The following is a 23353-nucleotide window of genomic DNA, read 5'->3' on the forward strand; positions in this document are numbered from 1 at the left end:
TCCTGTTGCGATCGACGCCGTATCGGGATCGATACGGCCCGTGGCCAAACCCTTGCCGCCTCAATCTGGGGATTGTCGCAGACGAATCAAGCTGTGCCGCCCGCGGACGTTGCCGCGCACGCCGGTGGTCCTCTGGCTGGTCAGCGACCAGCGCAGCGGTCCGCCGATCGGCATGAACGCGCCATGACGGACAATCGCCGTTTCGGCATTGATCAGCGCCGCAGCGCGCGCGCGCGGATCGTCGGCGAGGTCGATGGCGTTTACGAGCGTGTCGCTGTCGGGATTGCAGGCAATGCCGCGCCGGCAGGTCAGCCGCCGGACATACCAGCCGGGGTCGCTGCTGGGTGCCACTTCATCGATCAGCCTGAGGTCGGCATTGGCGGCCAGCGCGACGCGTTGCGTCTCTATGCCGCCGCGCAGCAGATCGGCTCGCAGTCGCGCGAACAGCATCCGCGCACCGGGGCCAGCGGGCAGGGCAATCCGCAGACGCGGCGTCGCGCCCTGACCCGGGCCGCTGCGCCAATTGCGCACGATGGTGGCGGCGGTGCTGCGCCGTTCCTCGGGCGACAGAGTGACCCAGGCCGGGAACAGGCTGTCGGGCAGCACCTCGCCCTGCGCGGCCCGCCGCAGCGTCAGGCGCGGCGTCCACGCCCCGCCCATCGCGTCAGCGAGCGTGGCGCGGTCGATCAGCATCGACACCGCCGATCGTCCGGTCTCGGTAGCCAGCAGCCCTTCGGGCTCGACAACGGCCAGCCCGAACAAGCCTTCGACCGGATCGATCAGCCTGCGGTCCTGCGGTATGCCGGCGGCGACGACCAGTGGCCAATCCTCGAAACGGCCGCCGAACACGGCGGCAACGTCGCCTTCCTCGAACTGGGCGATGGCGGCAGCAGCCGTCGTGCCCCACAGGATAACCGCCGGTTCGAGCTCGGCTAGCGGCGTCCCCGCAGCCTCCTCTGCCGATCCCGGCAGTGGTAGTGGCACCAGGCGGGCGACACTGCGCGTCCACAGCGGCCGCCACGGGCCCCAACCCTCGCCATTGCGGGTGATGGCCATGTCGGGCTGGGCCAGAAGATCGAGCAGGTCGGGTTGCGGACGGGTCAGGCGGATCTCGATGACCCGCGATGTCATCGCGCGGATGTCCCGCACGGTGCGGAATTCGCCGCGCAGCAGCATGCGCAGCCGCGGCGAGTTGATCTTGCGGCGGACGATGGTCGCCACATCGACGGCGCGCACGGGCGATCCGTTTGCCCAGCGCGCCTCGCGAAGCCGGAAAATGTAGGATCGGCCGCCGTCGATGACCGTCCAGCGCTCGGCGAGGCCGGCCTCGATCTGGCCATCGGCGGCGAAACCGACCAGTCCCTGTGCCGTCGCGTCGAGCAACAGCCGGTCGGGCAGGGAAATGGGGGAGGGCGCCCGGTCAGGGTTGCGGTGGAGCTGGCCGATCGCCGCCACCGGGATAGGGCCGCTGTCGCCCAGCAGCCCGCAGCCGCCGAGCAGCGCCGCCATCGCCGCGACTGCCGCCACTGCTTTCCACCGCCCGGATATGCGCCTGACCATCGCCGATGGGTAACCGAGCCGCAGCACCGGTGCCAGTCGATTGTTGATCAGGCTGTAGCGGTCAGCAGGGCGGCGACACGCTCCAGCAGATCGCTGTCGCTGTAGGGCTTGGCCAGAACCGGGAAATCGGAGCTTCCGTCGTCGGCGTGGCCGGTGGCCATCAGGATTGCGGACATGGCATGATCGTCGCGTGCGGCGCGCGCCAGTTGCTGCCCGGTCATGCCCGGCAGGCTGTAATCGGTGATCAGCAGATCGTGGCGCTCGCCCGCCTTCAGCCGCGCAAGCGCCTCTTCGGCTGATCCGAACTCACGGACGCAATAGCCGGCATCATCGAGCGCGGCGCTGGCCGCCATGGCCAGCAGCGCCTCATCCTCGACCAGCCAGACCACGGCTCCGCGGTCGCGCAAGCTGCGCTCTTCGTCAGTCTGCATTGCCTTCCCTCATTCCACGCGCCGGAGGACCTAGCCGCCAAAGGTGCGCTCCGCCACCCCCGGCGTATCGACACGAAAGGCGAACACACCGCCCGCGCCGGGTTGGTCCGCCAGCGCCCCGGGATCGAGCCCGGTGCGGGCGGTGGTGACGAAGGCGGTGCGCAAATCCTCGCCACCAAAAGCAATCATGGTCGGCCGCTGCACCGGCAGCCGTACCTCGCGCAGCAGGGTGCCATCGGGCGACAGCCGCACCACGCGCCAGCCGTCGAACAGCGCCACCCAATAGCAGCCCTCGGCATCGAAACTGCCGCCGTCGGGCCGCCCGAGGCCGGGGCCGACACCACGTTCGAACTGATGGAACAGGCGGCGGTTGAGCAGCGTGCCGTCCGCCGGATCGACATCGTAGAGGCGCACGGCGTGGCTGGGCGTGTCGCTGTGTGCGAAGCGGCGCCCATCGGCGCTGAACGCCGCGCCGTTGCACGTGGTCATCCCGCTTTCGATCCCGGCTAGGGCGCCGTCGGGGTCGAGCCGGTACAGTGTCGCATCCTCGACATCCTTGGCGCCGTTGAGGCTGCCGACCCAGAAGCGCCCCAAGCTGTCGGTGCGTCCATCGTTCATCCTGTGGCGCGGCTTGCCGCCAAGCACCTGCTTGCCGAACGGCTGCGGCGCACCCTCCCACGCGTCGATCAGCGCGCACCCGTTCTTCATTCCCAGCACCAGCCCGCCCCGCGCGCGGAAGGCGAAACAGGCGACGGGGGCGTCGAAATGGCGGGCTTCGATCCTGCCATCGGCTGCGCTCCAGCGGTATAGCTGACAGGCGTCGATATCGACCCAGTAGAGCCGCTGTTCGCCGCTGTGCCAGCGTGGCCCTTCCCCCAGCGTGCAGGCGCTGTCGATCAGCAGAGTCGGGGTGTCGCCAAGCGCGGTCAGTGCGGTCATGCTGCGCTGCTAGCACAGGGTGATTCGCGCTGTCAGGGGCATTCACAACTTGACGTTTGCGTAAAGGTAAGGTTCAGTCGCGCGCAGAAGTGCACAAAGCCGCATCAGGAGAGAATATGTCCCTCGATATCATCCCGCGCTCTGCCTACAGCGAGGATCATGAGGCGTTCCGCCGCACGGTGCGGCAGTTCCTCGAAAGCGAAGTCGCCCCCAACGCGGCGCAGTGGGCGGAGGACGGCATCGTCCCCAAGTCGATCTGGCCCAAGGCGGGCGCGCTCGGCATGCTGTGCCCGACTGTGCCCGAGGAATATGGCGGGCTTGGCCTCGATTTCGGCTACAACGCCATCGTCGATGAAGAGAGCGCCTATTATGGCCGCGCCACCACCGGCTTCTCGCTGCAGTCGGACATCGTCGTCAATTATCTGGTCAGCTACGGTTCGGAAGAACAGAAGCGCGAATGGTTGCCCAAGATGGTCTCGGGCGAAGTCGTCACCGCCATCGCCATGACCGAGCCGGGCACCGGTTCCGACCTGCAGGGCATACGCACTACCGCCAAAAAGGACGGCAACCACTACGTCATCAACGGCAGCAAGACCTATATCACCAACGGCCAGAATGCCGATCTGGTGCTGGTCTGCGTCAAGACCGACACCGAGATCGAGCCCAAATGGAAGGGCGTTTCGATCGTGCTGGTCGAGGCGAATCGCGAGGGCTTCCAGCGCGGTCGCAACCTCGACAAGATCGGGCAGGACGAGGCGGATACGTCGGAACTCTTCTTCAACGACGTGCGCGTGCCGATCACCAATTGCCTCGGCGAAGAGGGCAAGGGCTTCATCTATCTGATGAGCGAGCTGCCGCAGGAGCGCCTTTCCATCGCCGTCTCGGCGCAGGCTAGCGCGCAGCGGGCGTTCGACGACACGGTCGAATTCACCCGCGACCGCAAGGCGTTCGGCAAACCGGTGCTCGATTTCCAGAACACCCGCTTCGTCCTTGCCGATCTCAAGACTAAGCTGCAGGTCGGCTGGGCGCACCTCGACTGGGCGCTGGGCCGGCATCTTCGCAAGGAACTGACCGCAGAGGAAGGTGCTGCCGCCAAGCTGTGGCACACCGAGCTGCAGTGGGAGGTAATGGACAAGTGCCTGCAGTTGCATGGCGGTGCCGGCTATATGAACGAATATCCCATCGCCCGTGCCTGGCGCGCGGCACGCGTGACACGGATCTTCGGCGGCACGAACGAGATCATGAAGGAACTGATCGGGCGGAAACTGTGACCATGGCGTCGCCCCGGACTTGATCCGGGGCCGCTGGCACCCTTGCGCACCATCGATAGCGGCCCCGGGTCGAGCCCGGGGCGACGTTTCAGGAGAGGAATTTACTCATGCCCACTGCCTATATCGTAGACGCCGTCCGCACTGCCGGCGGCAAGCGCAACGGCAAGCTGGCCGGCTGGCACCCGGTCGACATGGCCGCCGCCACCCTCGACGCGCTGGTCACCCGCTCCGGTGTCGATGGCAAGGCGATCGACGATGTCATCATGGGCTGCGTCAGCCAGGGCGGGCAGCAGGCGATGCAGGTCGGCCGCAATGCCGTGCTCGCCGCCAAGACGCTCGGCGAAAGCGTGCCCGCTGTCACCATCGACCGGCAGTGCGGCTCCAGCCAGCAGGCGATGCAGTTCGCCGCGCAGGCGGTGATGTCTGGCACGCAGGACATGGTCATCGCCGCAGGCGTCGAGAGCATGACCCGCGTGCCGATGGGCTCGACCGCGATGTTCCATATGAAGGAGGGCCTCGGCAATTATAAGTCTCCGGGCCTCGAGGAAATCTACCCAGGCATCCAGTGGTCGCAGTTCATGGGCGCCGAGATGATCGTCAAGAAGCATGGCTTCACCAAGGATGACCTCGACCGCTTCGCGCTGCGCAGCCACCAGAATGCCAAGGCTGCGACCGAAGCTGGCCTGTTCGAGGACGAGATCGTCCCCCTGACCATCGAAACCCCCGAGGGGTCGGCGGTGCACACCGTCGATGAAGGCATCCGCTTCGACGCGACGCTGGAAGGGATCGCCGGGGTCAAGCTGCTGATGCCCGAAGGCAGCATCACCGCCGCTTCGTCGAGCCAGATCTGCGATGGCGCATCCGCGGTGCTGATCGTCTCGGAAGAGGCGCTGAAGCGCCACGGCCTGACGCCGATCGCCCGCATCCACAACCTCACGGTCACCGCCGGCGATCCGGTGATCATGCTCGAAGAACCGCTGTTCGCGACCGACCGCGCCTTGCAGCGCGCGGGCATGAAGATTTCGGACATCGATCTCTACGAGGTCAACGAGGCCTTCGCTTCGGTGCCGCTCGCCTGGCTCAAGCACACCGGCGCGGACCCGGACAAGCTCAATGTCCACGGCGGCGCGATCGCGCTCGGCCATCCGCTCGGCGCTTCGGGCACCAAGCTGATGGCAACGCTGCTCGGCGCGCTGAAGGCGCGTGGCGGCAAATACGGTCTGCAGACGATGTGCGAAGGCGGCGGCGTCGCCAACGTCACCATCGTCGAGCGGCTTTGATCGAACCCTCTCCCGCCTTGCGGGAGAGGGACAGCCGCAAAGCGGCAGGGTGAGGGTGTCTGAAGGCAGCGAAGTTCTGTGCCGCGAACCCTCACCGCTGCGACTGGCTCGCTTCTCTCTCAAATCTCGCTCCTCTTCCGCAGGCGGGAGAGGGGAACTGGAAAGGAACCATCCATGAAACTCGATTCCACCGTCTCCGCTGTCGTCACCGGTGGCGCCTCCGGCCTCGGGGCCGCCACCGCGCGCGCGCTCGCCGCCAAGGGGGTCAAGGTCGCGATCTTCGATCTGCAGGAAGAAAAGGGCCTTGCCGTCGCCGCCGAAATCGGTGGCATCTTCTGCGAATGCAATGTCACCAGCGACGAGAGCGTCGATGCTGCCTTTGCCAAGGCACGCGAAGCGCATGGGCAGGAGCGTATCCTCGTCAACTGCGCGGGTACCGGCAATGCGATCAAGACCGCCAGCCGCTCGAAGCAGGACGGCAGCATCAAGAGCTTCCCGCTCGACGCGTTCAACTGGATCATCCAGATCAATCTGGTCGGCACTTTCCGCTGCATCGCCAAGTCGGCGGCGGGCATGCTCACCCTCGATCCGCAGGAAGACGGTGATCGCGGCGCGATCGTCAACACCGCGTCGGTGGCGGCAGAAGATGGCCAGATCGGTCAGGCTGCCTACTCGGCATCGAAGGCCGGCGTGGTCGGCATGACCCTGCCCATCGCGCGCGATCTTTCGGGCGAGGGCATCCGCGTCAACACCATCCTGCCGGGCATTTTCAACACCCCGCTGCTCGCCGCCGCGCCGCAGCCGGTCAAGGATGCACTCGGCGCGTCGGTGCCCTTCCCCAAGCGGCTGGGCGATCCGGTCGAATATGCGCATCTCGCCATGACGATGATCGAGAACGCTTATTTCAATGGCGAAGACGTGCGGCTGGACGGCGCTATCCGCATGGCGCCGAGGTAAGCCGGCCCCCTCCCGCCTGCGGGAGGGGCAGCGAGACTTGGCAGCTTGCTGCCTAGTCGCAGCGGGGTGGGCACTTGCGGGAGAAAACGCTCGCTACGCTCGCCCCACCCCTGACCCCTCCCGCCAGCGGGAGAGGGATATGACTGGAGTACTCGCATGACCGTCACCCTCCACAGCTTCATCGACATCTACACCCGCGCCATCGACGCTGCCGTCCACCTCATTGGCAAGGCGGAGGCGTTCGCGCAGGAGCGCGGCATCGGCGAGGCCGAGATGCTCGGCTGGCGGCTGGCGGAAGACATGCACCCGCTGTCCTTCCAAATCGCCGTGGTCGCCGATTTCACCGCCGGCTGGGCGGCGCGGGCGGCCGACCTGCCGGTGCCTGAACGGACCAGTTGGTCAGAGACCGATCTTGCCGGTTTCAAGGCGGCGCTGGCAGCATCACGCGCCTCGGTCAGCGCCATTTCCGCCAATCAACTGGCGGGGCGAGACACGGTGCCGCTGACGGTCGAGCTGGGCAATGGCATGCAGCCGACGCTGCCGGTCGAGCGCTGGATCGCCAGCTTCGCCACCACCAACATCCATTTCCACCTGTCGATGATCTACGCCATCTTCCGGTCGAAGGGCGTGCCGCTCGGCAAGATCGACCTGTTCCCGACCGGGCTCTGACAGCATGGCCAAGCCCGAAGCCTGGCGGTTCGATGCAACGCGTTATCCGGTGCATGAGACGATCCAGACCCGCTTTCAGGATATGGACATCAACGGCCATCTCAACAATGTCGCCTTTGCGGCATTGTTCGAGACCGGCAGGGTATTGCTCAACCGCAAGGTGCGCCCGTGGGCCGATCGGCCCCGGAATGAGCGCACCATGGTCGCGGAAGCGACCATCACCTATCTCGCCGAGGGGCGTTTCCCGGGCGACGTCACCATCGGCAGCGGTGTCGGCCACATCGGCACGTCGAGCTGGAGCTTTCTCCAGGCAATGCACCAGAATGGTCGCTGCATCGCCACCTGCGATACCGTCATCGTCTGCCGCACCGACGAGGCGGCCAAGCCGCTGCGCACCGAATTGCGCGAGGCGCTGGAAGCTCTGCTGATCGAAAGATAGCGCCCCCCGGAGGTCATCCGGGCGACGACGAGCTCAGTTGCTTTGCTCTTCGGTGGTCAGCCGACGAACGAATCCGATCAAGCCCTGCTGGCGGCTGCGCTTCAGCCGCTCGGCGTCGAGGATCTTCTGCACATCGGCGTAGCAGCGCTCGACATCGTCGTTGAGCAGCACATAGTCGTAACCGTCCCAGTGGCTGATTTCTGCGGTGGCGCGGCTCATCCTGCGGGTTATAACCTCGTCGCTGTCGGTCCCGCGATCGCGTAGTCGCCGTTCCAGCTCGGCCAGTGACGGCGGGAAGATGAAGATGCGCACAACGTCGCCACCCGCCTGCTGATACAGCTGCTGCGCGCCCTGCCAGTCGATGTCGAACAGGACATCGCGCCCGTTCTTCAGCGCGCGCTCGACCGGCGCGCGGGGCGTGCCGTAGCGGTGGCCGAAGACGTGGGCCCATTCGAGGAACTGGCCCTTGGACGCCATCTCCTTGAACCGCGCCACATCGACGAAGCGGTAATCGCGCCCGTCCTTCTCGCCCGGGCGCGGCGGCCGGGTGGTCGCGGACACCGACATCGCCAGCTGCTTGTCGGCCTTGAGCAGCATGCGCGAGATGGTCGATTTGCCAGCGCCGGACGGCGAGGACACCACGAACAGGATGCCGCGACGGCGAAAATGGTCAGGGTGCGGCGGGGCGGAATCGTTGGCGGCCATGCGCGCTCTTGCAACGCAGCGTCTGCCCCGTCAATCAGGCGCAGGGGCGTGACGACATGGCAATCGGCAGAAAATGGTGGATCATCGTCGCAGGCCTGATGGCCGGTGCCGCGCTGATTCTGTGGTGGATGGGCCGTCCGCCGATCTGCACCTGCGGATACATCAAGCTATGGGAACCGGGCATCAATAGCCCGGGCAACAGCCAGCATATCGCGGACTGGTACACCCCCAGCCACATCATCCATGGCACGATCTTCTACTGGTGGACGCATCTGCTGATGCGCTGGAAGCAATCGGGCCCGCGCCCGATCGGCATTGTGCCTTATGGCGATCTTGCACTTGGCCCGCGCCTCGCCCTCGCGGCAGCGCTGGAGCTGGCGTGGGAACTGCTGGAAAATTCGCCGTCGGTGATCGACCGTTACCGGCAGGCGACGCTGGCGGTGGGCTATTCGGGTGACAGCGTGCTCAATTCGATGGCCGATTGCGGCTGGATGCTGCTCGGCTTCTATGCCGCGCACAGGCTGCCGTGGCGGGCGACGGTCGGGTTCGCGATCCTGTTCGAACTGCTCACCCTGTTCGTCATCCGCGACAATCTGACGCTCAACGTGTTGATGCTGCTCTACCCTGTGGAGGGGATCAGGATGTGGCAGGCGGGCGCGTAGCCGACGACTGCACCGTGGCCGGTGCGTTCGCGGCGGCCGGTGCGGGGTCGGGAGATGGCAACAGCTTCATCGCCGCTTCGCGCCGCTCGGCTCGCTGGGCCAGCTTGCGCGTGACATAGCCAGCGGCAATCGCAGCGCCTAGCGTGGCAACCCGTGCCGGCAGGAACCGCCGTGCGACGAACATTGTCGCGGCACCGATGACAGCGCCCTTGACGGGGTCCGCCCGCTGTTCCTTGCTGATCGCGCCACCCAGCGCTGCGCCAACGATTTGTCCGATCACGGCCACCGGCCCCTTCATTGTTTCCGTCTCCCCGCCCTACGCACAGCCGTGGTGTCTTGTTCCATAGGTCCCGCCACCGCGCCGGCAGTGGCGGGCATTGCTCATCTCGCCGCCCAGGTCGCGACGTTGCGGCTGAGCAGTTCGAGCGGCTGCGATCCCTGGCGCAGCACGATGTCATGGAAACCCTTGATGTCGAAGCGCGCACCCATCGTGCGGCGGGCCGCTTCGCGTGCACGGACGATCTCGCTATGGCCGAGCTTGTAGCTGGTCGCCTGACCCGGCCAGACGATATAGCGGTCGATCTCATTCTCCGCCGCGCGCTGCGCCAGCCCGCTGATGTCGATCATATAGGCCAGTGCGCGCTCCTTGCTCCAGCCCAGTGCATGCATGCCGGTGTCGACCACCACGCGCACCGCACGGTAGAGCGCGGCCTGCAGATAGCCGATGCGGCCCAGCGGCTCATCGGCATAAAGGCCGAGCTCGTCGGCGATCTGCTCGGCATAGAGGCCCCAGCCCTCGCCATAGGCAGCGATGCCCAGGCTGCGGTGCAGCAGCGGCAGATCGGTGCCGAGCAGCACCGCGCCCTGGAAGACGTGGCCGGGGATGCCTTCATGATAGACGAAGGTCGGGATGGCGAAACGCGGCCAGTCGGTGGTGTTGCGCAGGTTGATGTAGAAAGCGCCGGGGCGGGTACCATCGAGGCTGCCGCGCTGCGCATAACCGCGTGGCGCGCCCAGCTCGATGGCGGGCGGCACGCGGCGGATCTCAAGCCGCGCGGCGGGCGGGTTGTTGAACATCTGCCCCAGCAGCGGCCGGACGGCATCGTTGCGCTCGTTGCAATAGGCCAGCATCGCGGCGCGGCCTTCATCGGTGTTGGGCCAAAGCTGGTCGGCGCGCTGGCCCAGCGCCGTCAGCCGCGCGCCGGTGCTGCCGGTGGTCAGCCCTTGCGCTGCCAGCAGCGGCTCCAGCCGCGCCTGATAGTCGGCGACTTCGTCGAGCCCGCGCTGGTGCGCCTCCTGCGGCGTCAGCGCGGTGGAGGTGTGCTGGCGCAGGCAGGTCGCATAGAAAGCCTCGCCGCCGGGCAGGCGCGAGACGCCGGCTTGGTCGGTCGCGCGCGGTGCCAGCCCTTCCAGCAAGGCGATCTGCCGGTCGAGGGCCGCAGCGATGGGACCATCGACCAGCGCCGCAGCACGCGCGCCCCAATTGCCCGCTATACTCGCCTCGGCCGTACGCCGCGCAAGGCTGGTGGCCAGCCCTGAAGCCTCGCCCTGCTGCGCACGCAGCGCCCGGGTCTGGGTCAAAGTCTTGGCGATGATGAAGGCCGGCGGGATGACGCCCATCGCCGCTTCGGCGCGGGACCGTTCGACCTCATGGTCGATCTCCACCGCCATCTGCGCCATGCGCTGCAACGCCGCCTCGGCATCGGCGCTGGTGGCGATCGGGTGGGTGCTGTCGAGGAAGTCGGGCACACCCTGATAGCTGCCCGTCAACTGCGTCAGCGTGTAGGGAATCGGATAGCCGTCGAACCCGCCATAGGGGGTGCGGACGATCTCGGTCGCCCGCGCGGCGAACCAGCGCAGCACTTCCAGCCGGGTCCGATGGGTGGCGTCCATCGCGCTGGCATCGATGGCGTCGATGGCCGGCTTTTCCTCGACCAGAACACTGGCAAAACCGAACCGGTCGGCCGCTGCGGAGCTGCCCAGCTTGCCGCGCAATGCCGCGCGGTCTCCGGTATCGAGGCCCAGCGAGGTCGCGCTTTCGGGGCTGTTGACCAGCAACCGGTCGAACAGGCGCACGTAGAGCGCGTCCGCCTGTGCCGCAGGGCCGGACTGCATCGCGGCGCGCGTCACCGAGGGGACCGCTGCGGAGCCGGCCAGAACGGTTCCGCCCAGCAGCGCAGCCATGGTCTGGCGGCGGTCGAAATGGGCGATGGGGCGGGGGGTGGCCATGGATGCGCTCCTGTATGATGTTGCTGACACGCTAGGTCGGGGAAGGAGCGGGGGCAAGTCCATAGCCGTTATCGCGAGGGTCAGTGCCCCACCATCGCCTTGGGATCCATAAGCCGGTCGAACGTCTCCGCATCCACCGCCCCCAGCGCCAGCGCCGCCTCGCGCAGCGTCGTGCCTTCCGCATGTGCCTTCTTGGCAATCGCCGCTGCCGCGTCATAGCCGATGGCCGGGGTCAGCGCAGTGACCAGCATCAGCGAGCGCTCGACCAGTTCGGCGATCCGCGCCTCGTCCGCCTGCAATCCCTCGATGCAATGCTCGGCAAAACCGTTCATGCCGGTGGCGAGCAGATCGATCGAGCGCAGCACATTGGCGGCGATCAGCGGCTTGAACACATTCAGCTCGAGATGCCCCTGCATCCCCCCCACCGTCACTGCCTGATGATTGCCGATCACCTGGGCCGCCACCATCGTCAGCATCTCGCACTGCGTCGGATTGACCTTGCCCGGCATGATCGAGCTGCCCGGCTCGTTGGCCGGCAGGATGAGCTCGCCAAAGCCGGCGCGCGGGCCGGAGCCGAGCAGGCGGATATCGTTGGCGATCTTGGTCAGCGCGACAGCGAGCGTGTTGAGCTGGCCGGAGAGTTCGACCAGCGCATCGTGCGTCGCCAGCGCCTCAAACTTGTTTTCCGCTGCACGAAACGCCAGCCCACCGATGGCGCTCAGCTCGGCAGCCACCGCGACGTCGAAACCGGCAGGTGCGTTGAGCCCGGTTCCTACCGCCGTGCCACCCTGCGCCAGCGCATGAATGCCGCCCTCGGTCGAGGTATCGATGCCCAGCTGCGCCATCGCAATCTGACAGGCATAGCCGGAAAAGGCCTGCCCCAGCGTGACCGGTGTGGCATCTTGCATATGGGTGCGGCCGATCTTGACCAGCTCCGCCCACTGCCGCGCCTTGAGGTTCAGCGCGGCGTGCAGTCGGGTCAATGCCGGAGACAGGCGATTGTGCACCGTCAGCGCCACTGCGACATGCATTGCCGTCGGGAAACTGTCGTTCGACGATTGGCTTAGATTGACATGATCATTGGGGTGCACTGGCGTCTTGCCGCCACGCTTTCCCGTCAGCATTTCGTTGGCGCGGCCCGCAATCACCTCGTTGACGTTCATATTGGTCTGGGTGCCGCTGCCGGTCTGCCAGATGACGAGCGGAAACTGGTCATCGAGCGGACCGTCGATCACCTCACGCGCAGCGGCCTCGATCGCATCGGCGATGGTCGCATCCAATCCATGCCGCCGATTGACCCGCGCTGCCGCCAGTTTGACCATGGCGAGGGCGTGGACGATCTCGATTGGCATCCGTTCGCGCACACCGAACGGAAAGTTGCCGATGCTGCGTTGGGTCTGCGCCCCCCAATAAGCGTAGGAAGGAACCTCGACGGGGCCGAGCGAGTCGGTTTCGGTGCGGCTGGTCATGCGCGCTGCTATCGCATGGCGCAGAGACGGCCTCAACCGCTCCGGGCTTGCGCGCAGGCCGCTCGCAGGACACAGCGCAGCCATGCCGCTCCTGCGCCGCATCCTTGTCTGGACCGTGATCGTCCTGTTTTTCTGGTGCGCCGGGCTCGCGCTCAGGATCGACGCGGTCGGGCGCAGCGTGCCGCAAGGCAGGGCCGATGTCGCCATCGTGCTGGGTGCTGCCGCTTATGATAGCCGCCCGTCGCCGGTGTTCGCCGCGCGCATCGACCATGGCATCGCGCTCTATCGCGCTGGCCGGGTCGAGCGCTTGCTGCTCACTGGCGGCTACGGCACCGGCGCACGCTTTGCCGAATCGCAAGTGGCGCGGCGCTATGCCATGGCGCGCGGCGTGCCCGCATCGGCCATTCTCATCGAAACCCGATCCCGCACGACACGGCAGAATCTGGACGAGGCGGCTGCCCTTATGCGCCGCCACCAGCTGACCAGCACGTTCATTGTCAGCGATCCCGCTCACCTGATGCGCGCCGGCTGGATGGCGGATGCCGCAGGCATAGGCGCGCAACCGGCAGCGACGCCGACCAGTCGCTATCGCGGATGGCAGGCGCGCGGCGGCTTTGTGCTGCGCGAAATCTGGTTTTCGACCCTATTCTTGCTGACCGGACGGTAGCCTGCGCTACTTCTTCCGCCCGAAATCCACCGTCACGACATTGGAGCCGTCGTCGGCTTCGCGCACCACCGGGTCGTTTTCCGCCTGTTCATGGTCGGGCAGTGCGTCGTCGGTCACATCGACCTGGAACTGCAGGCCGAACTCGACCGATGGATCGACAAAGGCGGTGATCGCGCTGAACGGAATGTGCAGCATCGATCCCACCTGATTGAACGACAGGCCGACCGAAAAGCCGTCTGGCCGGACGCTGAGGTCCCAGAAGCGATTCTCCAGCACGATGGTCATCTCGTCCGGAAACCGCTGGATCAGGTGGACAGGGATGTCGACGCCGGGGGCCTGCGTCTTGAAGGTGATATAGAAATGGTGCCCGCCAGGCAGATGGCCGCCAGCCTTTTCTACCTGGCCGAGAACGCGGCCCACCACGGCGCGCAGGGCTTCCTGCACGATCTCGTCATAGGGGATCAGGCTGTCGGGCGGGGTCTCGTCAGTCATAAGCCGCTTGGTGGCGGGGAGCGGCGTGACGGTCAAGAGGCTTGTCGCGATGCGCGGGCGGCCTATAGGGGCGCGCATGCGTAGCTCAGAAGACTCCCGCGCAGCGCGGGTCGGAACCATCCAGCGTGATACGCGCGAGACGCGCATCCGTATCGAGGTCAATCTCGACGGGACCGGTGCCTATGCCGTGTCGACCGGCATCGGCTTTCTCGATCATATGGTCGAACAGCTCTCGCGCCACTCGCTGATCGACGTGACCATGGACGTCGAGGGCGATCTGCACATCGACCAGCACCACACCGTGGAAGACAGCGCGCTGGCGCTGGGGCAGGCGATATCGGATGCGCTGGGCGACCGGCGAGGCATCGTCCGCTACGGCCATGCTTATGCGCCGATGGACGAAACGCTGAGCCGCGCCGCGCTCGACATATCCGGTCGCCCGCATTTCGTCTGGAAATCGGGCTTCAGCCAACCGCGGCTGGGGGAGATGGACACCGAGCTGTTCAGCCACTGGTTCGCCAGCTTCGCGCAGACCGCCGGGATCACGCTCCATCTCGAGACCCTGTACGGCGAGAATAACCACCACATCGCCGAGAGCCTGTTCAAGGCACTGGCGCGGGCCTTGCGCGCCGCTGTCGCCATCGATCTGCGCGTGGCGGATGCCGTGCCCTCGACCAAGGGCATATTGGGCAAAGGCAGCCTCGCCGAGTAAATGTCCACGACTATCGCCCTCATCGATTATGGCGCGGGAAATCTGCGCTCGGTGGCAAACGCGCTGCAGGCGGCGGGGGCCGAGGGCGTCGCGGTGACCGCGGATCCGGATGTTGTCGCGCACGCGGATCGCATTGTCCTGCCCGGGGTCGGCGCGTTCAAGCATTGCATGGACAATCTGTCCGCCATCGACGGCATGATCGAGGCAATGGCGGCGCGTACTTTTGCCGATGGCCGCCCCTTCCTTGGCATTTGCGTCGGCATGCAACTGATGGCGGACTATGGCGTCGAACATGGCGAGCATGCCGGCATGGGCTGGGTGACCGGTTCGGTGGTGGCGCTGGAGCCGTCTGCGGCCGCCCGTGTCCCGCACATGGGCTGGAACGATGTCGTCCCGTGCGGCGCGCCGACCCTTATCGAGCCGGGCGAGGCCTATTTTCTGCACGGCTATGCGATGATGGCGGACGAGGCTAACCCGGCGATCTGCGCGGTGACCCGCCACGGCACGCACGACGTCGTCGCTGCAGTACAGCGCGACACCGCGCTGGGTGTCCAGTTCCATCCGGAAAAAAGCCAGCGTTACGGCATCGCGTTCTTGGAGAGGTTCCTTGCATGGCGGCCCTGACCATCTTCCCCGCCATCGATCTCAAGTCCGGCCAGGTCGTGCGCCTTGCCGAGGGCGATATGGACCGCGCCACCGTCTATGGTGACGATCCCGCCGCGCAGGCGCGGGCGTTTGCAGACGCAGGCGCGACCCACCTCCACGTTGTCGATCTCGACGGTGCGTTCGCCGGTGCCAGTATCAACGGCACGGCCGTGGAGAGCATCATCGCCGCCTTCCCCGGCAAGGTACAGGTCGGCGGCGGCATCCGTGATCGTGCCGGGGTGGACCGCTGGCTCGCGCTTGGCGTGGATCGCGTCATCATCGGCACCGCCGCGCTCAAGGACCCCGACTTCGTGCGTAGCGCCGCGCGAGACATGCCGGGACGCATCGTCGTCGGCGTCGATGCGCGCGACGGTTATGTCGCGACCGAAGGCTGGGCCGATGTCTCCGACGTGGCGGTCACCGATCTCGCCCGCCGCTTCGAGGATGCCGGCGTCGCCGCGCTGCTGTTCACCGACGTCGGGCGCGATGGCCTGCTCAAGGGCTGCAATGTCCCCGCGACCGTGGCGCTGGCCCGCGCGGTCTCGATCCCGGTCATCGCATCGGGTGGCGTTGCCGGCATCGCCGATATTCACGCGCTGCTGCCGCATGTCGCGGACGGTATCGAAGGCGTGATCACCGGCCGCGCGCTCTACGACGGACGGCTGGACCTGGGTGAGGCAATCCGGGTGGCAAGCCGGTGACCGTCCGCACCCGCGTCATCCCCTGTCTCGACGTCAAGGACGGCCGCGTCGTCAAGGGCATCAATTTCGTCGATCTGCGCGACGCCGGCGATCCGGTAGAAGCCGCACGCGCTTATGATGCCGCCGGGGCAGACGAGCTTTGCTTCCTCGACATCACCGCCAGCCATGAAGGACGCGGGACGCTGCTCGACATGGTCGCGCGCACGGCGGAAGTCTGTTTCATGCCGCTCACCGTCGGCGGCGGCGTGCGCACGGCCGAAGACGCGCGGGCACTGCTGCTGGCAGGCGCGGACAAGGTCGCAGTCAACAGCGCCGCTGTCGCCCGGCCGGAGCTGGTCGCCGACATCGCGGAGCGCTTCGGCAGCCAGTGCTGCGTCGCCAGCATCGACGCGCGCAGCGTGGCATCCGGCCGGTGGGAAATCTTCACCCACGGTGGCCGCACGCCCACTGGTATCGACGCGCTGGCCCACGCCATCCGGCTCGCGGAACTCGGCGCGGGCGAACTACTGGTCACGTCGATGGACCGCGATGGCACGCGCGACGGTTATGACCTCGCCCTGGTCCGCGCCATCGCCGAGGCGGTCCGCGTCCCCGTCATCGCCTCGGGCGGCGTCGGCACCCTGCAGCATCTGGTGGAGGGGGTGACCCTGGGCGGGGCGAGCGCGGTTCTTGCCGCCTCGATTTTCCATTTCGGCGAAGCCAGCATCGCCGACGCGCACGCGGCGCTCGCTGCGGCGGGCTTGCCGGTGCGGCGACCCATTGACTCTGCCGTGCGCACGGCCTGACAAGACCGGCATGACCGACCGTTTCTCCGCATTGGAACAGGTGATCGCCGACCGTCTCGCCGCGGGCGATGCGGCTTCCAGCTATGTCGCCAGCCTCGCTGCCAAGGGCCTGTCCAAAGTGGCGCAGAAGGTGGGTGAGGAAGCGGTCGAAACCGTCATCGCCGCGCTGGGCGAAGGTGACGGGGCGCTGGTCGGAGAAGCGGCCGATCTCCTCTTCCACCTCACCCTGCTGCTCAAGCTGCGCGGCCTTGGTCTGGACGATGTCGCGGCCGAGCTGGCGCGCCGTCACGGCACCTCGGGGCTGGTCGAAAAGGCCGCCAGAACGTGATGATTGAACGGCTCCGTCATTGCTTCGCTGCGCGCGCAATGGCGGGATGAAGGATGCACCATGCCCATCGACCCGACGCTGCCCTATGACGACACCAACATCTTCGCCCGCATCCTGCGCGGCGAGATACCGTGCCGTGAAGTCTATCGCGACGAGCATGCGCTGGCCTTTCACGACATCAATCCGCAGGCTCCGCATCACATCCTGGTTATCCCCACCGGCGCCTATGTCAGCTTGGACGATTTTTCCGCTCGCGCGTCCGAAGGCGAAATCGCGGGCTTCATCCGTGCGGTCGGCCATGTCGCCCGCGCTGCCGGCTTCGTCGAGCCCGGCTACCGGCTGCTCGCCAACATCGGCAAGCATGGCCATCAGGAAGTACCCCATCTCCATGTCCACATCTTTGCCGGCCAGCCGCTGGGGCCAATGCTGGCGCGGTAGCGCCGAGCATCTACAGGCAAGCTGGCGCGGTAGCGCCGAGCATCAATCGTTTGGCTGGCGCTGCGCCGGGGCGAGCCTATGACCACGCATGGTTTCGACGCCATCGTCCTCGGCGCCGGCGCGGCCGGGCTGTTCTGCGCAGGCCAAGCCGGGCAACGCGGGCGCCGGGTGCTGCTGGTCGATCATGCCGACGAACCGGGCAAGAAGATACTGATCTCGGGCGGCGGACGCTGCAATTTCACCAACATCCATGCCGCGGCACAGAATTTCATCTCCGCCAATCCGCATTTCGCCAAGTCCGCGCTCAGCCGTTATGCGCCGCAGGATTTCATCGATCTGGTCGATGCCTATGGTATCGCCTGGCACGAAAAGACGCTCGGCCAGCTGTTCTGCGATGGATCGGCCAAGCAGATCGTCGCCTTGCTGATGGAGGAATGCGCCAAGGGCGGGGTGACTCACTGGTTCGGGGAAGGCATCGGTGCCGTGGCTCACGCCGATGGCCTGTTCTCGGTTTCGGTCGGTGGTCGCACGGCAGCCGCTCCGCGCCTCGTCATCGCCACGGGCGGCCTTTCTATCCCCAAGCTGGGCGCCACCGGTTTTGCCTATGATCTCGCCCGCCGGTTCGGGTTGAAAGTCGTCGAACCGCGGCCGGCGCTGGTGCCGCTGACGCTGGGCGGGGACGAAACATTGTTCCGCGAACTGGCCGGGGTGGCCGCATCGGTCGAGGCCAGGGCTGGCAAAGCCGCCTTTCGCGAAGCCGCGCTGTTCACCCACAAGGGGCTGTCGGGTCCTGCCATCCTGCAGGTCTCCTCTTACTGGCGCCATGGCGAGGCGATCGGCATCGATTTCATCCCCGCCGCAGAATCTGGCTGGCTGATCGCCGAGAAGCGGACGCAACCGCGCACCACGGTTCGCAAGCTGCTCGACACGTACCTCCCCGCACGATTGGCCGATGCGCTGGCCGACAAGCTCATGGATATTGTGCAGTGCGACATAGCACTCGCCAATATCACCGATACTGTGCTAGGAGCGGTGCAAGCTCGGATTTCCGGCTGGCAATTCCACCCCAATGGCAGCGAAGGTTTTGCCAAGGCGGAAGTGACCGTTGGCGGTATCAGCACCGCCGAGCTGTCCTCGAAAGACATGGAATCGCGGCGCGTGCCGGGGCTTCATGCCATCGGGGAAGCCGTGGACGTCACCGGCTGGCTCGGTGGCTATAATTTTCAATGGGCGTGGGCGAGCGGATGGGCCGCAGGCCAGTCGCTCTGACACCTGATCCTCCCCCTTTGGGGGAGGGGGACCACGAAGTGGTGGAAGGACAGATGCGGCGTTTCCGGACGTCGCGCCACGCCGCACCTGCCCCTCCACCATCCTTCGGATGGTCCCCCTCCCCGTGCCGGGGAGGACCTTCTAATTGGAACTCCCATGTCTTTTTCTACCCTCTCGCCGATCCTCGCGGAGGCGCTCTCCGAACGGGGCTACGAATCCCCCACCCCGGTGCAGGCTGCCGTCCTCGAACCCGAAGCGCATGGCCGTGACCTGATCGTCTCGGCGCAAACCGGTTCGGGCAAGACCGTCGCATTCGGGCTCGCCATGGCCGACGAACTGCTGATGGACGCCGCGACTCTGGCTGTCACCCGCGCTCCCGTAGCGCTGATCGTCGCGCCGACCCGCGAACTCGCCTTGCAGGTCAGCCGCGAATTGCTGTGGCTCTACCGCGCCTCCGGCACCCGCATCGCCACCTGCGTCGGCGGCATGGATGCCTCGCGTGAGCGCCGGATGCTCAGCCATGGCGCGCATATCGTCGTCGGCACGCCGGGTCGCCTGCGCGATCACCTGGAACGTGGCGCGCTCGACCTGTCGGCGCTCAAGGTCGCGGTGCTCGATGAGGCCGACGAAATGCTCGACATGGGCTTTCGCGACGATCTCGAACAGATTCTCGACGCAACGCCGGAGAGCCGGCGCACGCTGCTGTTCTCGGCAACCATGCCCAAGCCGATCGTGGCGCTGGCCAGGCGCTACCAGCGCGACGCGCTGCGCATCGAAACGCTGGGGCAGGATCGCGGTCATGGCGACATCAGTTATCAGGCGGTGACTGTCGCCCCCGCCGATATCGAAAATGCCGTGGTCAACCTGTTGCGCTTGCATGAGGCGGAGACGGCAATGCTGTTCTGCGCGACGCGCGACAATGTCCGCCACCTCCATGCCAGCTTGACCGAGCGCGGCTTTGCCGTGGTGGCGCTGTCGGGCGAGCATAGCCAGAGCGAGCGCAACCACGCGCTGCAGGCGCTGCGCGATCGTCGCGCCCGTGTTTGCGTCGCCACCGATGTCGCGGCGCGGGGCATCGACCTGCCGACGCTCAGCCTCGTCATCCATGTCGAGATTCCGCGCGATCCAGAAACGCTGCAGCACCGCTCGGGCCGCACCGGCCGCGCGGGCAAGAAGGGCACAGCGGTGCTGATCGTCCCCTATCCGCGCCGCCGCCGGGTGGAGATGATGCTGCGCGACGCCAAGGTGCAGGCCGAATGGCTGGGTGCCCCGACGCCCGAACAGATCCGCGAGCAGGACCGTGCCCGGCTGATCGAGACGCTGATGGCTCCGGTCGAGACCGATGAAGAAGACGCGCTGCTCGCCGAGCGACTGCTGGAACAGAAGTCGGCGCAGGAAATTGCCGCGGCGCTGGTTCATGCGCATCGTGCGCGACTGCCAGCGCCAGAGGAGCTGATAGTCGATACCGGTCCGGCCCCGCGCGAACGCGGCGAGCGCCCCGACCGTGGTCCGCGCCCCGGGTTCGAGGACACCGTCTGGTTCCGCATGGACGTCGGCCGCCGCCAGAATGCCGATCCGCGCTGGATGCTGCCGCTGATCTGCCGTCGCGGCCATGTCACCAAGGGGGAAATCGGCGCGATCCGCATCGGCCAGACCGAGAGCTTCGTCGAAATCCCGCGCGCCATTGCCGACCGCTTCGCCGATGCGCTGCGCCGCACCGCCCGGCCGGATGCGGAGGATGAGAGCGGCATCGCCATCACCCCCGCACCGAATGGCCCGCAGCTAGAGCGCGGCGGCCGCGGCGATGGCCCGCGTGGCGCTGCTCCGCGCGGCACACCGCCGAGGGGCCGTCTGGCACCCAAATATGGCGAACGCGGCGATGGCCCGCGCCATGACGGCCCGCCGCGTGGTCCGCGTGGCCCAGGAGCGGGGCGTCCGGGTGCCAAGCGCACGCCGGGCAATTTCCCGCCGCAGGCCGGGGCTGGCCGTGCTCCGTTCAAGGGCAAACCGCCGAAGCGGTAGGGCTGAGGCGCCCCACCAACCGAGTTCCCTGAGCTTGTCGAAGGGCTGTACTTGTCTGCCCGTGTAGAAGGAAAGTACAGTGCTTCGACAAGCTCAGCATAGTCAGGTTATGGGGATGGCATGAATGCAGCCCCTCCCATCCGCATCCTCGTCGATGCCGATGCCTGCCCGGTCAAGGACGAGGTGTACAAGGTCGCGTGGCGGCATGCGGTGGAGGTGGTGATCGTCGCCAACAGCCACCTGCGCATCCCCGATCATCCACTGGTCAGTCGCATGGTGGTGAGCGACACGTTCGACGCCGCCGACGACTGGATTGCCGGACAAGCCGGCCCCGCGACGCTGGTGGTCACCGCCGACATTTTGCTCGCCGACCGATGCCTGAAGGCGGGCGCATCGGTGCTCGCTCCCAACGGCAAGCCGTTTACTGGTTCCGGTATCGGTAGCGCGGTCGCCGTCCGCGCGATCATGGCCGATTTGCGGGCCGGCGCGGTTGGCGCACCCATCGGCGGTCCTGCGCCGTTCAGCAAGGCAGATCGGTCGCGCTTCCTGTCAGAGCTCGACACGATGCTGGTGCGGATGAAGCGGGTGACTCGTTAGCCTCATTCTCGTTGTTTCCGCAAAGGCGGGAATTCATCTTCCTACCCGTCATGGGGCAAAGGTAACGGTTGGATTCCCGCCTTCTTGAGAATGACGATGGCCGCGATAAGTTGACGTTGACGAAAGCGTCACCTTGGCCAACACTTGGCGCCATGCTCACCGATGCCGATTTCCAGACCCGCCTTGCCGCCGTGCTGGCGCGCATCGCGCCGGGGCACATTCTGGCGCTCAACCGGTTGTCGGGCGGCGCGAACATGGAAAGCTGGTCGATCGACTGGGGTCAGCCGGGCGATGTGCGCGGCTTGATCCTGAGGCGCGCGCCATCGGCCGAGTGGATGGCCGGGCGGCCGTTCGGGCTCGATACCGAAGCCGCGCTGGTCCGCGCCGCGCGTGCAGGCGGTGTGCTCGCGCCACATGTGGTGGCCGAGCTGAAACCGGACGACGGGCTCGGCGAAGGCTATGTGATGGTGCGGGTCGAGGCCGAGGTCAGCCCCGCTGCGATCCTCGCCGATCCCGCGCCGCAGCTCATTGAGGATGTCGCCCGCGAACTGGCGCGCATCCACGCGCTGCAGCTGGACCGTCTGCCCGCCGACATCCCGCTGATGGACACCGCAGAGGCGCTCGCGGCACTCAAGGCGCGTTTCCTCGATTACGGCGGCGATCGCCCGATCATCGCCGCCGCGCTGCGCTGGCTGGAGGAGCATCTGCCCGCAACCGCGCCGCCTGCGCTGGTGCATGGCGACCTGCGCATGGGCAATATCATGGCGACGCGCGATGGTCTCGCCGCCGTGCTCGACTGGGAACTGGCGCATATCGGCGACGCGCATGAGGATCTCGCCTATGGCTGCATGACCGTGTGGCGCTTCGGCCGGATCGACCGGCCCGCCTTCGGCCTCGCCGATCTCGACCGCTATTTCGCTGCCTATGAAGCCGCAGGCGGTGGCCCTGTGGATCGCGCCCGCTTCCGCTTCTGGCTGGTCTATCGCACAGCCTGGTGGGCGCTCGGCTGCCTGCAGATGGGGCAGATCTGGCGCAGCGGTGTCGACGCCAATCTGGAACGTGCGGTGATCGCTCGGCGCACCAGCGAGAATGAGCTGGACCTGCTGTTGCTGCTGGAGGAGGAACTGCCCGAATCCCTCCGTCGCCCCGGCCTTGAGCCAGCGCCGCTAACGGTGGCCCCGACACCCGCTGGAGAAACTACCGCCAGCGAAATCCTCGGTGCCATCGCTGACTGGCTGGCAACCGACGTCAAGGCACGCGCCGAGGGCCGTGACAAGTTCATGGCCGCTGTCGCCATCAACGCGCTCGGCATGGTCCGCCGCGAGCTGGAGCATCCTGTCGCCTTCGCCGACAAGGCGCTGGCCGACGACCTGCTCACCGGCCGCGCCACCCTCGCCACCCCCGGCCTGCTGTCGCGCCTGCGCCGCATGGCGCTCGACAAGCTCGTCAATGACGTTCCCAAATATGCTGCGCTGGCCAAGGCGAGGGCGCTGTGGGGCGGCTAAGCGATCGGCATATTCTGCTGGTCCTCGATCTCGACGAGACCCTGATTCACGCCCGCGAGGAACCGCTTCGTCGCCCAGCAGATCATGTCATCTATGACTATCACATCTATCGTCGCCCGCATCTGGATGCATTTATGGAGGCGTGCTTCGACAGTTTTGCGGTCGGTATCTGGTCATCGGCTTCCGACGCCTATGTTCAGGCCGTGGTCGAACAAGTCATACGCCAGACAGACAGGCTGCAGTTCATTTGGGGTAGAAGCAAGGCCAGTTTCAGCCGAGTATCCCGCGACGATGGCTCGTCATTCTTCGACCCCTGGAACCACAGACATTATCTCAAGCCGCTCGCCAAACTGAAGCGTTTCGGCTGGCCGCTCGAGCGCATGTTGATTGTCGACGACACGCCGGAGAAGTGCGCCTGCAACTACGGAAATGCCATTTATCCCAGCGAGTATGAGGGGCAACTCCATGATGACGAACTTCTGCTTCTCGCCCGCTATCTGGAATCAATCAAAAATGTCGCGAATGTTCGAATAATCGAAAAGCGTGGGTGGAGAACAAGCATCGCCGCTTCATCCTAATCA

Annotated in this window: 26 protein-coding genes; 18 read left to right on the forward strand and 8 right to left on the reverse strand. The window is 66.4% G+C overall.

From position 1 onward, the window contains the following. Positions 1-60 precede the first annotated feature (60 nt). The 3 genes from AC0QC4_RS12140 to AC0QC4_RS12150 are packed head-to-tail and all read right to left on the reverse strand — an operon-like array spanning position 61 to position 2930. Positions 61-1560, reverse strand: coding sequence for an ABC transporter substrate-binding protein (locus AC0QC4_RS12140; protein ID WP_483660159.1), 1500 nt, complete (start codon positions 1558-1560; stop codon positions 61-63). Positions 1561-1607: 47 nt separating this feature from the next. After that, complete coding sequence (locus tag AC0QC4_RS12145) at positions 1608-1991, reverse strand: response regulator (RefSeq protein WP_483660160.1); 384 nt, start codon at positions 1989-1991, stop codon at positions 1608-1610. Positions 1992-2021: 30 nt separating this feature from the next. Next, a complete protein-coding gene (locus AC0QC4_RS12150; protein WP_483660161.1) occupies positions 2022-2930 on the reverse strand; it encodes an SMP-30/gluconolactonase/LRE family protein in 909 nt (302 codons plus the stop codon). Between the two features lie 116 nt (positions 2931-3046). Between AC0QC4_RS12150 and AC0QC4_RS12155 the strand changes: the two genes are divergently transcribed. From AC0QC4_RS12155 to AC0QC4_RS12175, 5 genes are all read left to right on the forward strand, one after another. Next, positions 3047-4201, forward strand: a complete 1155-nt coding sequence (locus tag AC0QC4_RS12155; RefSeq protein WP_483660162.1) for an acyl-CoA dehydrogenase family protein — start codon at positions 3047-3049, stop codon at positions 4199-4201. A 107-nt stretch (positions 4202-4308) separates the two neighbouring features. Further along, positions 4309-5481, forward strand: a complete 1173-nt coding sequence (locus tag AC0QC4_RS12160) for an acetyl-CoA C-acetyltransferase (protein WP_483660163.1) — start codon at positions 4309-4311, stop codon at positions 5479-5481. 174 nt (positions 5482-5655) lie between these two features. Beyond that, positions 5656-6438 carry an SDR family NAD(P)-dependent oxidoreductase gene (locus tag AC0QC4_RS12165; RefSeq protein ID WP_483660164.1) on the forward strand — a complete coding sequence of 261 codons (783 nt, stop codon included), beginning with the start codon at positions 5656-5658 and terminating at the stop codon, positions 6436-6438. Between the two features lie 156 nt (positions 6439-6594). Beyond that, complete coding sequence (locus AC0QC4_RS12170; RefSeq protein ID WP_483660165.1) at positions 6595-7107, forward strand: DUF1993 family protein; 513 nt, start codon at positions 6595-6597, stop codon at positions 7105-7107. A 4-nt stretch (positions 7108-7111) separates the two neighbouring features. Then, complete coding sequence (locus tag AC0QC4_RS12175) at positions 7112-7546, forward strand: acyl-CoA thioesterase (RefSeq protein WP_483660166.1); 435 nt, start codon at positions 7112-7114, stop codon at positions 7544-7546. Positions 7547-7579: 33 nt separating this feature from the next. Here the strand turns inward: AC0QC4_RS12175 and gmk are convergent, their stop codons facing one another. After that, complete coding sequence (gmk, locus tag AC0QC4_RS12180; protein ID WP_483660167.1) at positions 7580-8251, reverse strand: guanylate kinase; 672 nt, start codon at positions 8249-8251, stop codon at positions 7580-7582. A gap of 56 nt (positions 8252-8307) precedes the next feature. Between gmk and AC0QC4_RS12185 the strand changes: the two genes are divergently transcribed. Beyond that, the gene (locus AC0QC4_RS12185) at positions 8308-8913 is read left to right on the forward strand and encodes a DUF2585 family protein (protein ID WP_483660168.1); all 606 of its coding nucleotides are present in this window, start codon (positions 8308-8310) and stop codon (positions 8911-8913) included. On the opposite strand, the gene AC0QC4_RS12190 is transcribed toward AC0QC4_RS12185, so the two are convergent. From AC0QC4_RS12190 to fumC, 3 genes are all read right to left on the reverse strand, one after another. Continuing rightward, positions 8888-9193, reverse strand: a complete 306-nt coding sequence (locus AC0QC4_RS12190; RefSeq protein ID WP_483660169.1) for a hypothetical protein — start codon at positions 9191-9193, stop codon at positions 8888-8890. The genes AC0QC4_RS12185 and AC0QC4_RS12190 overlap by 26 nt on opposite strands. 101 nt (positions 9194-9294) lie before the next feature. Next, entirely contained in the window at positions 9295-11142 is a 1848-nt protein-coding gene (locus tag AC0QC4_RS12195; protein WP_483660170.1) for a DUF885 domain-containing protein, read from the reverse strand. 80 nt (positions 11143-11222) lie between these two features. After that, on the reverse strand, positions 11223-12611 hold the full coding sequence (gene fumC / locus AC0QC4_RS12200; RefSeq protein WP_483660171.1) for a class II fumarate hydratase: 1389 nt from the start codon (positions 12609-12611) through the stop codon (positions 11223-11225). Between the two features lie 82 nt (positions 12612-12693). Between fumC and AC0QC4_RS12205 the strand changes: the two genes are divergently transcribed. After that, on the forward strand, positions 12694-13278 hold the full coding sequence (locus tag AC0QC4_RS12205) for a YdcF family protein (protein ID WP_483660172.1): 585 nt from the start codon (positions 12694-12696) through the stop codon (positions 13276-13278). A gap of 6 nt (positions 13279-13284) precedes the next feature. On the opposite strand, the gene AC0QC4_RS12210 is transcribed toward AC0QC4_RS12205, so the two are convergent. Further along, complete coding sequence (locus AC0QC4_RS12210) at positions 13285-13770, reverse strand: SspB family protein (RefSeq protein ID WP_483660173.1); 486 nt, start codon at positions 13768-13770, stop codon at positions 13285-13287. A 76-nt stretch (positions 13771-13846) separates the two neighbouring features. Between AC0QC4_RS12210 and hisB the strand changes: the two genes are divergently transcribed. The 11 genes from hisB (at position 13847) to AC0QC4_RS12265 (ending at position 23350) form a co-directional block, all read left to right on the forward strand. Beyond that, complete coding sequence (gene hisB, locus AC0QC4_RS12215) at positions 13847-14482, forward strand: imidazoleglycerol-phosphate dehydratase HisB (RefSeq protein ID WP_483660174.1); 636 nt, start codon at positions 13847-13849, stop codon at positions 14480-14482. Further along, positions 14483-15106, forward strand: a complete 624-nt coding sequence (gene hisH / locus AC0QC4_RS12220) for an imidazole glycerol phosphate synthase subunit HisH (protein ID WP_483660175.1) — start codon at positions 14483-14485, stop codon at positions 15104-15106. Then, positions 15094-15828, forward strand: coding sequence for a 1-(5-phosphoribosyl)-5-[(5-phosphoribosylamino)methylideneamino]imidazole-4-carboxamide isomerase (hisA, locus tag AC0QC4_RS12225; protein WP_483660176.1), 735 nt, complete (start codon positions 15094-15096; stop codon positions 15826-15828). Before hisH ends, hisA begins: the two co-directional genes overlap by 13 nt. After that, on the forward strand, positions 15825-16613 hold the full coding sequence (gene hisF, locus AC0QC4_RS12230) for an imidazole glycerol phosphate synthase subunit HisF (RefSeq protein WP_483660177.1): 789 nt from the start codon (positions 15825-15827) through the stop codon (positions 16611-16613). Before hisA ends, hisF begins: the two co-directional genes overlap by 4 nt. A gap of 10 nt (positions 16614-16623) precedes the next feature. Continuing rightward, on the forward strand, positions 16624-16941 hold the full coding sequence (locus AC0QC4_RS12235) for a phosphoribosyl-ATP diphosphatase (protein ID WP_483660178.1): 318 nt from the start codon (positions 16624-16626) through the stop codon (positions 16939-16941). A 60-nt stretch (positions 16942-17001) separates the two neighbouring features. Then, positions 17002-17379, forward strand: coding sequence for a histidine triad nucleotide-binding protein (locus tag AC0QC4_RS12240; RefSeq protein ID WP_483660179.1), 378 nt, complete (start codon positions 17002-17004; stop codon positions 17377-17379). 78 nt (positions 17380-17457) lie between these two features. Beyond that, positions 17458-18648: a BaiN/RdsA family NAD(P)/FAD-dependent oxidoreductase gene (locus AC0QC4_RS12245; protein ID WP_483660180.1), complete on the forward strand. Its 1191-nt coding sequence runs from the start codon at positions 17458-17460 to the stop codon at positions 18646-18648. A gap of 156 nt (positions 18649-18804) precedes the next feature. Beyond that, positions 18805-20670, forward strand: a complete 1866-nt coding sequence (locus AC0QC4_RS12250; RefSeq protein WP_483660181.1) for a DEAD/DEAH box helicase — start codon at positions 18805-18807, stop codon at positions 20668-20670. Positions 20671-20790: 120 nt separating this feature from the next. Next, positions 20791-21267, forward strand: a complete 477-nt coding sequence (locus AC0QC4_RS12255) for a YaiI/YqxD family protein (protein ID WP_483660182.1) — start codon at positions 20791-20793, stop codon at positions 21265-21267. 152 nt (positions 21268-21419) lie between these two features. Beyond that, positions 21420-22772, forward strand: coding sequence for a phosphotransferase (locus AC0QC4_RS12260; protein WP_483660183.1), 1353 nt, complete (start codon positions 21420-21422; stop codon positions 22770-22772). Continuing rightward, a complete protein-coding gene (locus tag AC0QC4_RS12265; RefSeq protein ID WP_483660184.1) occupies positions 22760-23350 on the forward strand; it encodes an NIF family HAD-type phosphatase in 591 nt (196 codons plus the stop codon). Before AC0QC4_RS12260 ends, AC0QC4_RS12265 begins: the two co-directional genes overlap by 13 nt. Positions 23351-23353: the final 3 nt, after the last annotated feature.

This window comes from Sphingomonas sp. jy18 (genome assembly GCF_056931895.1).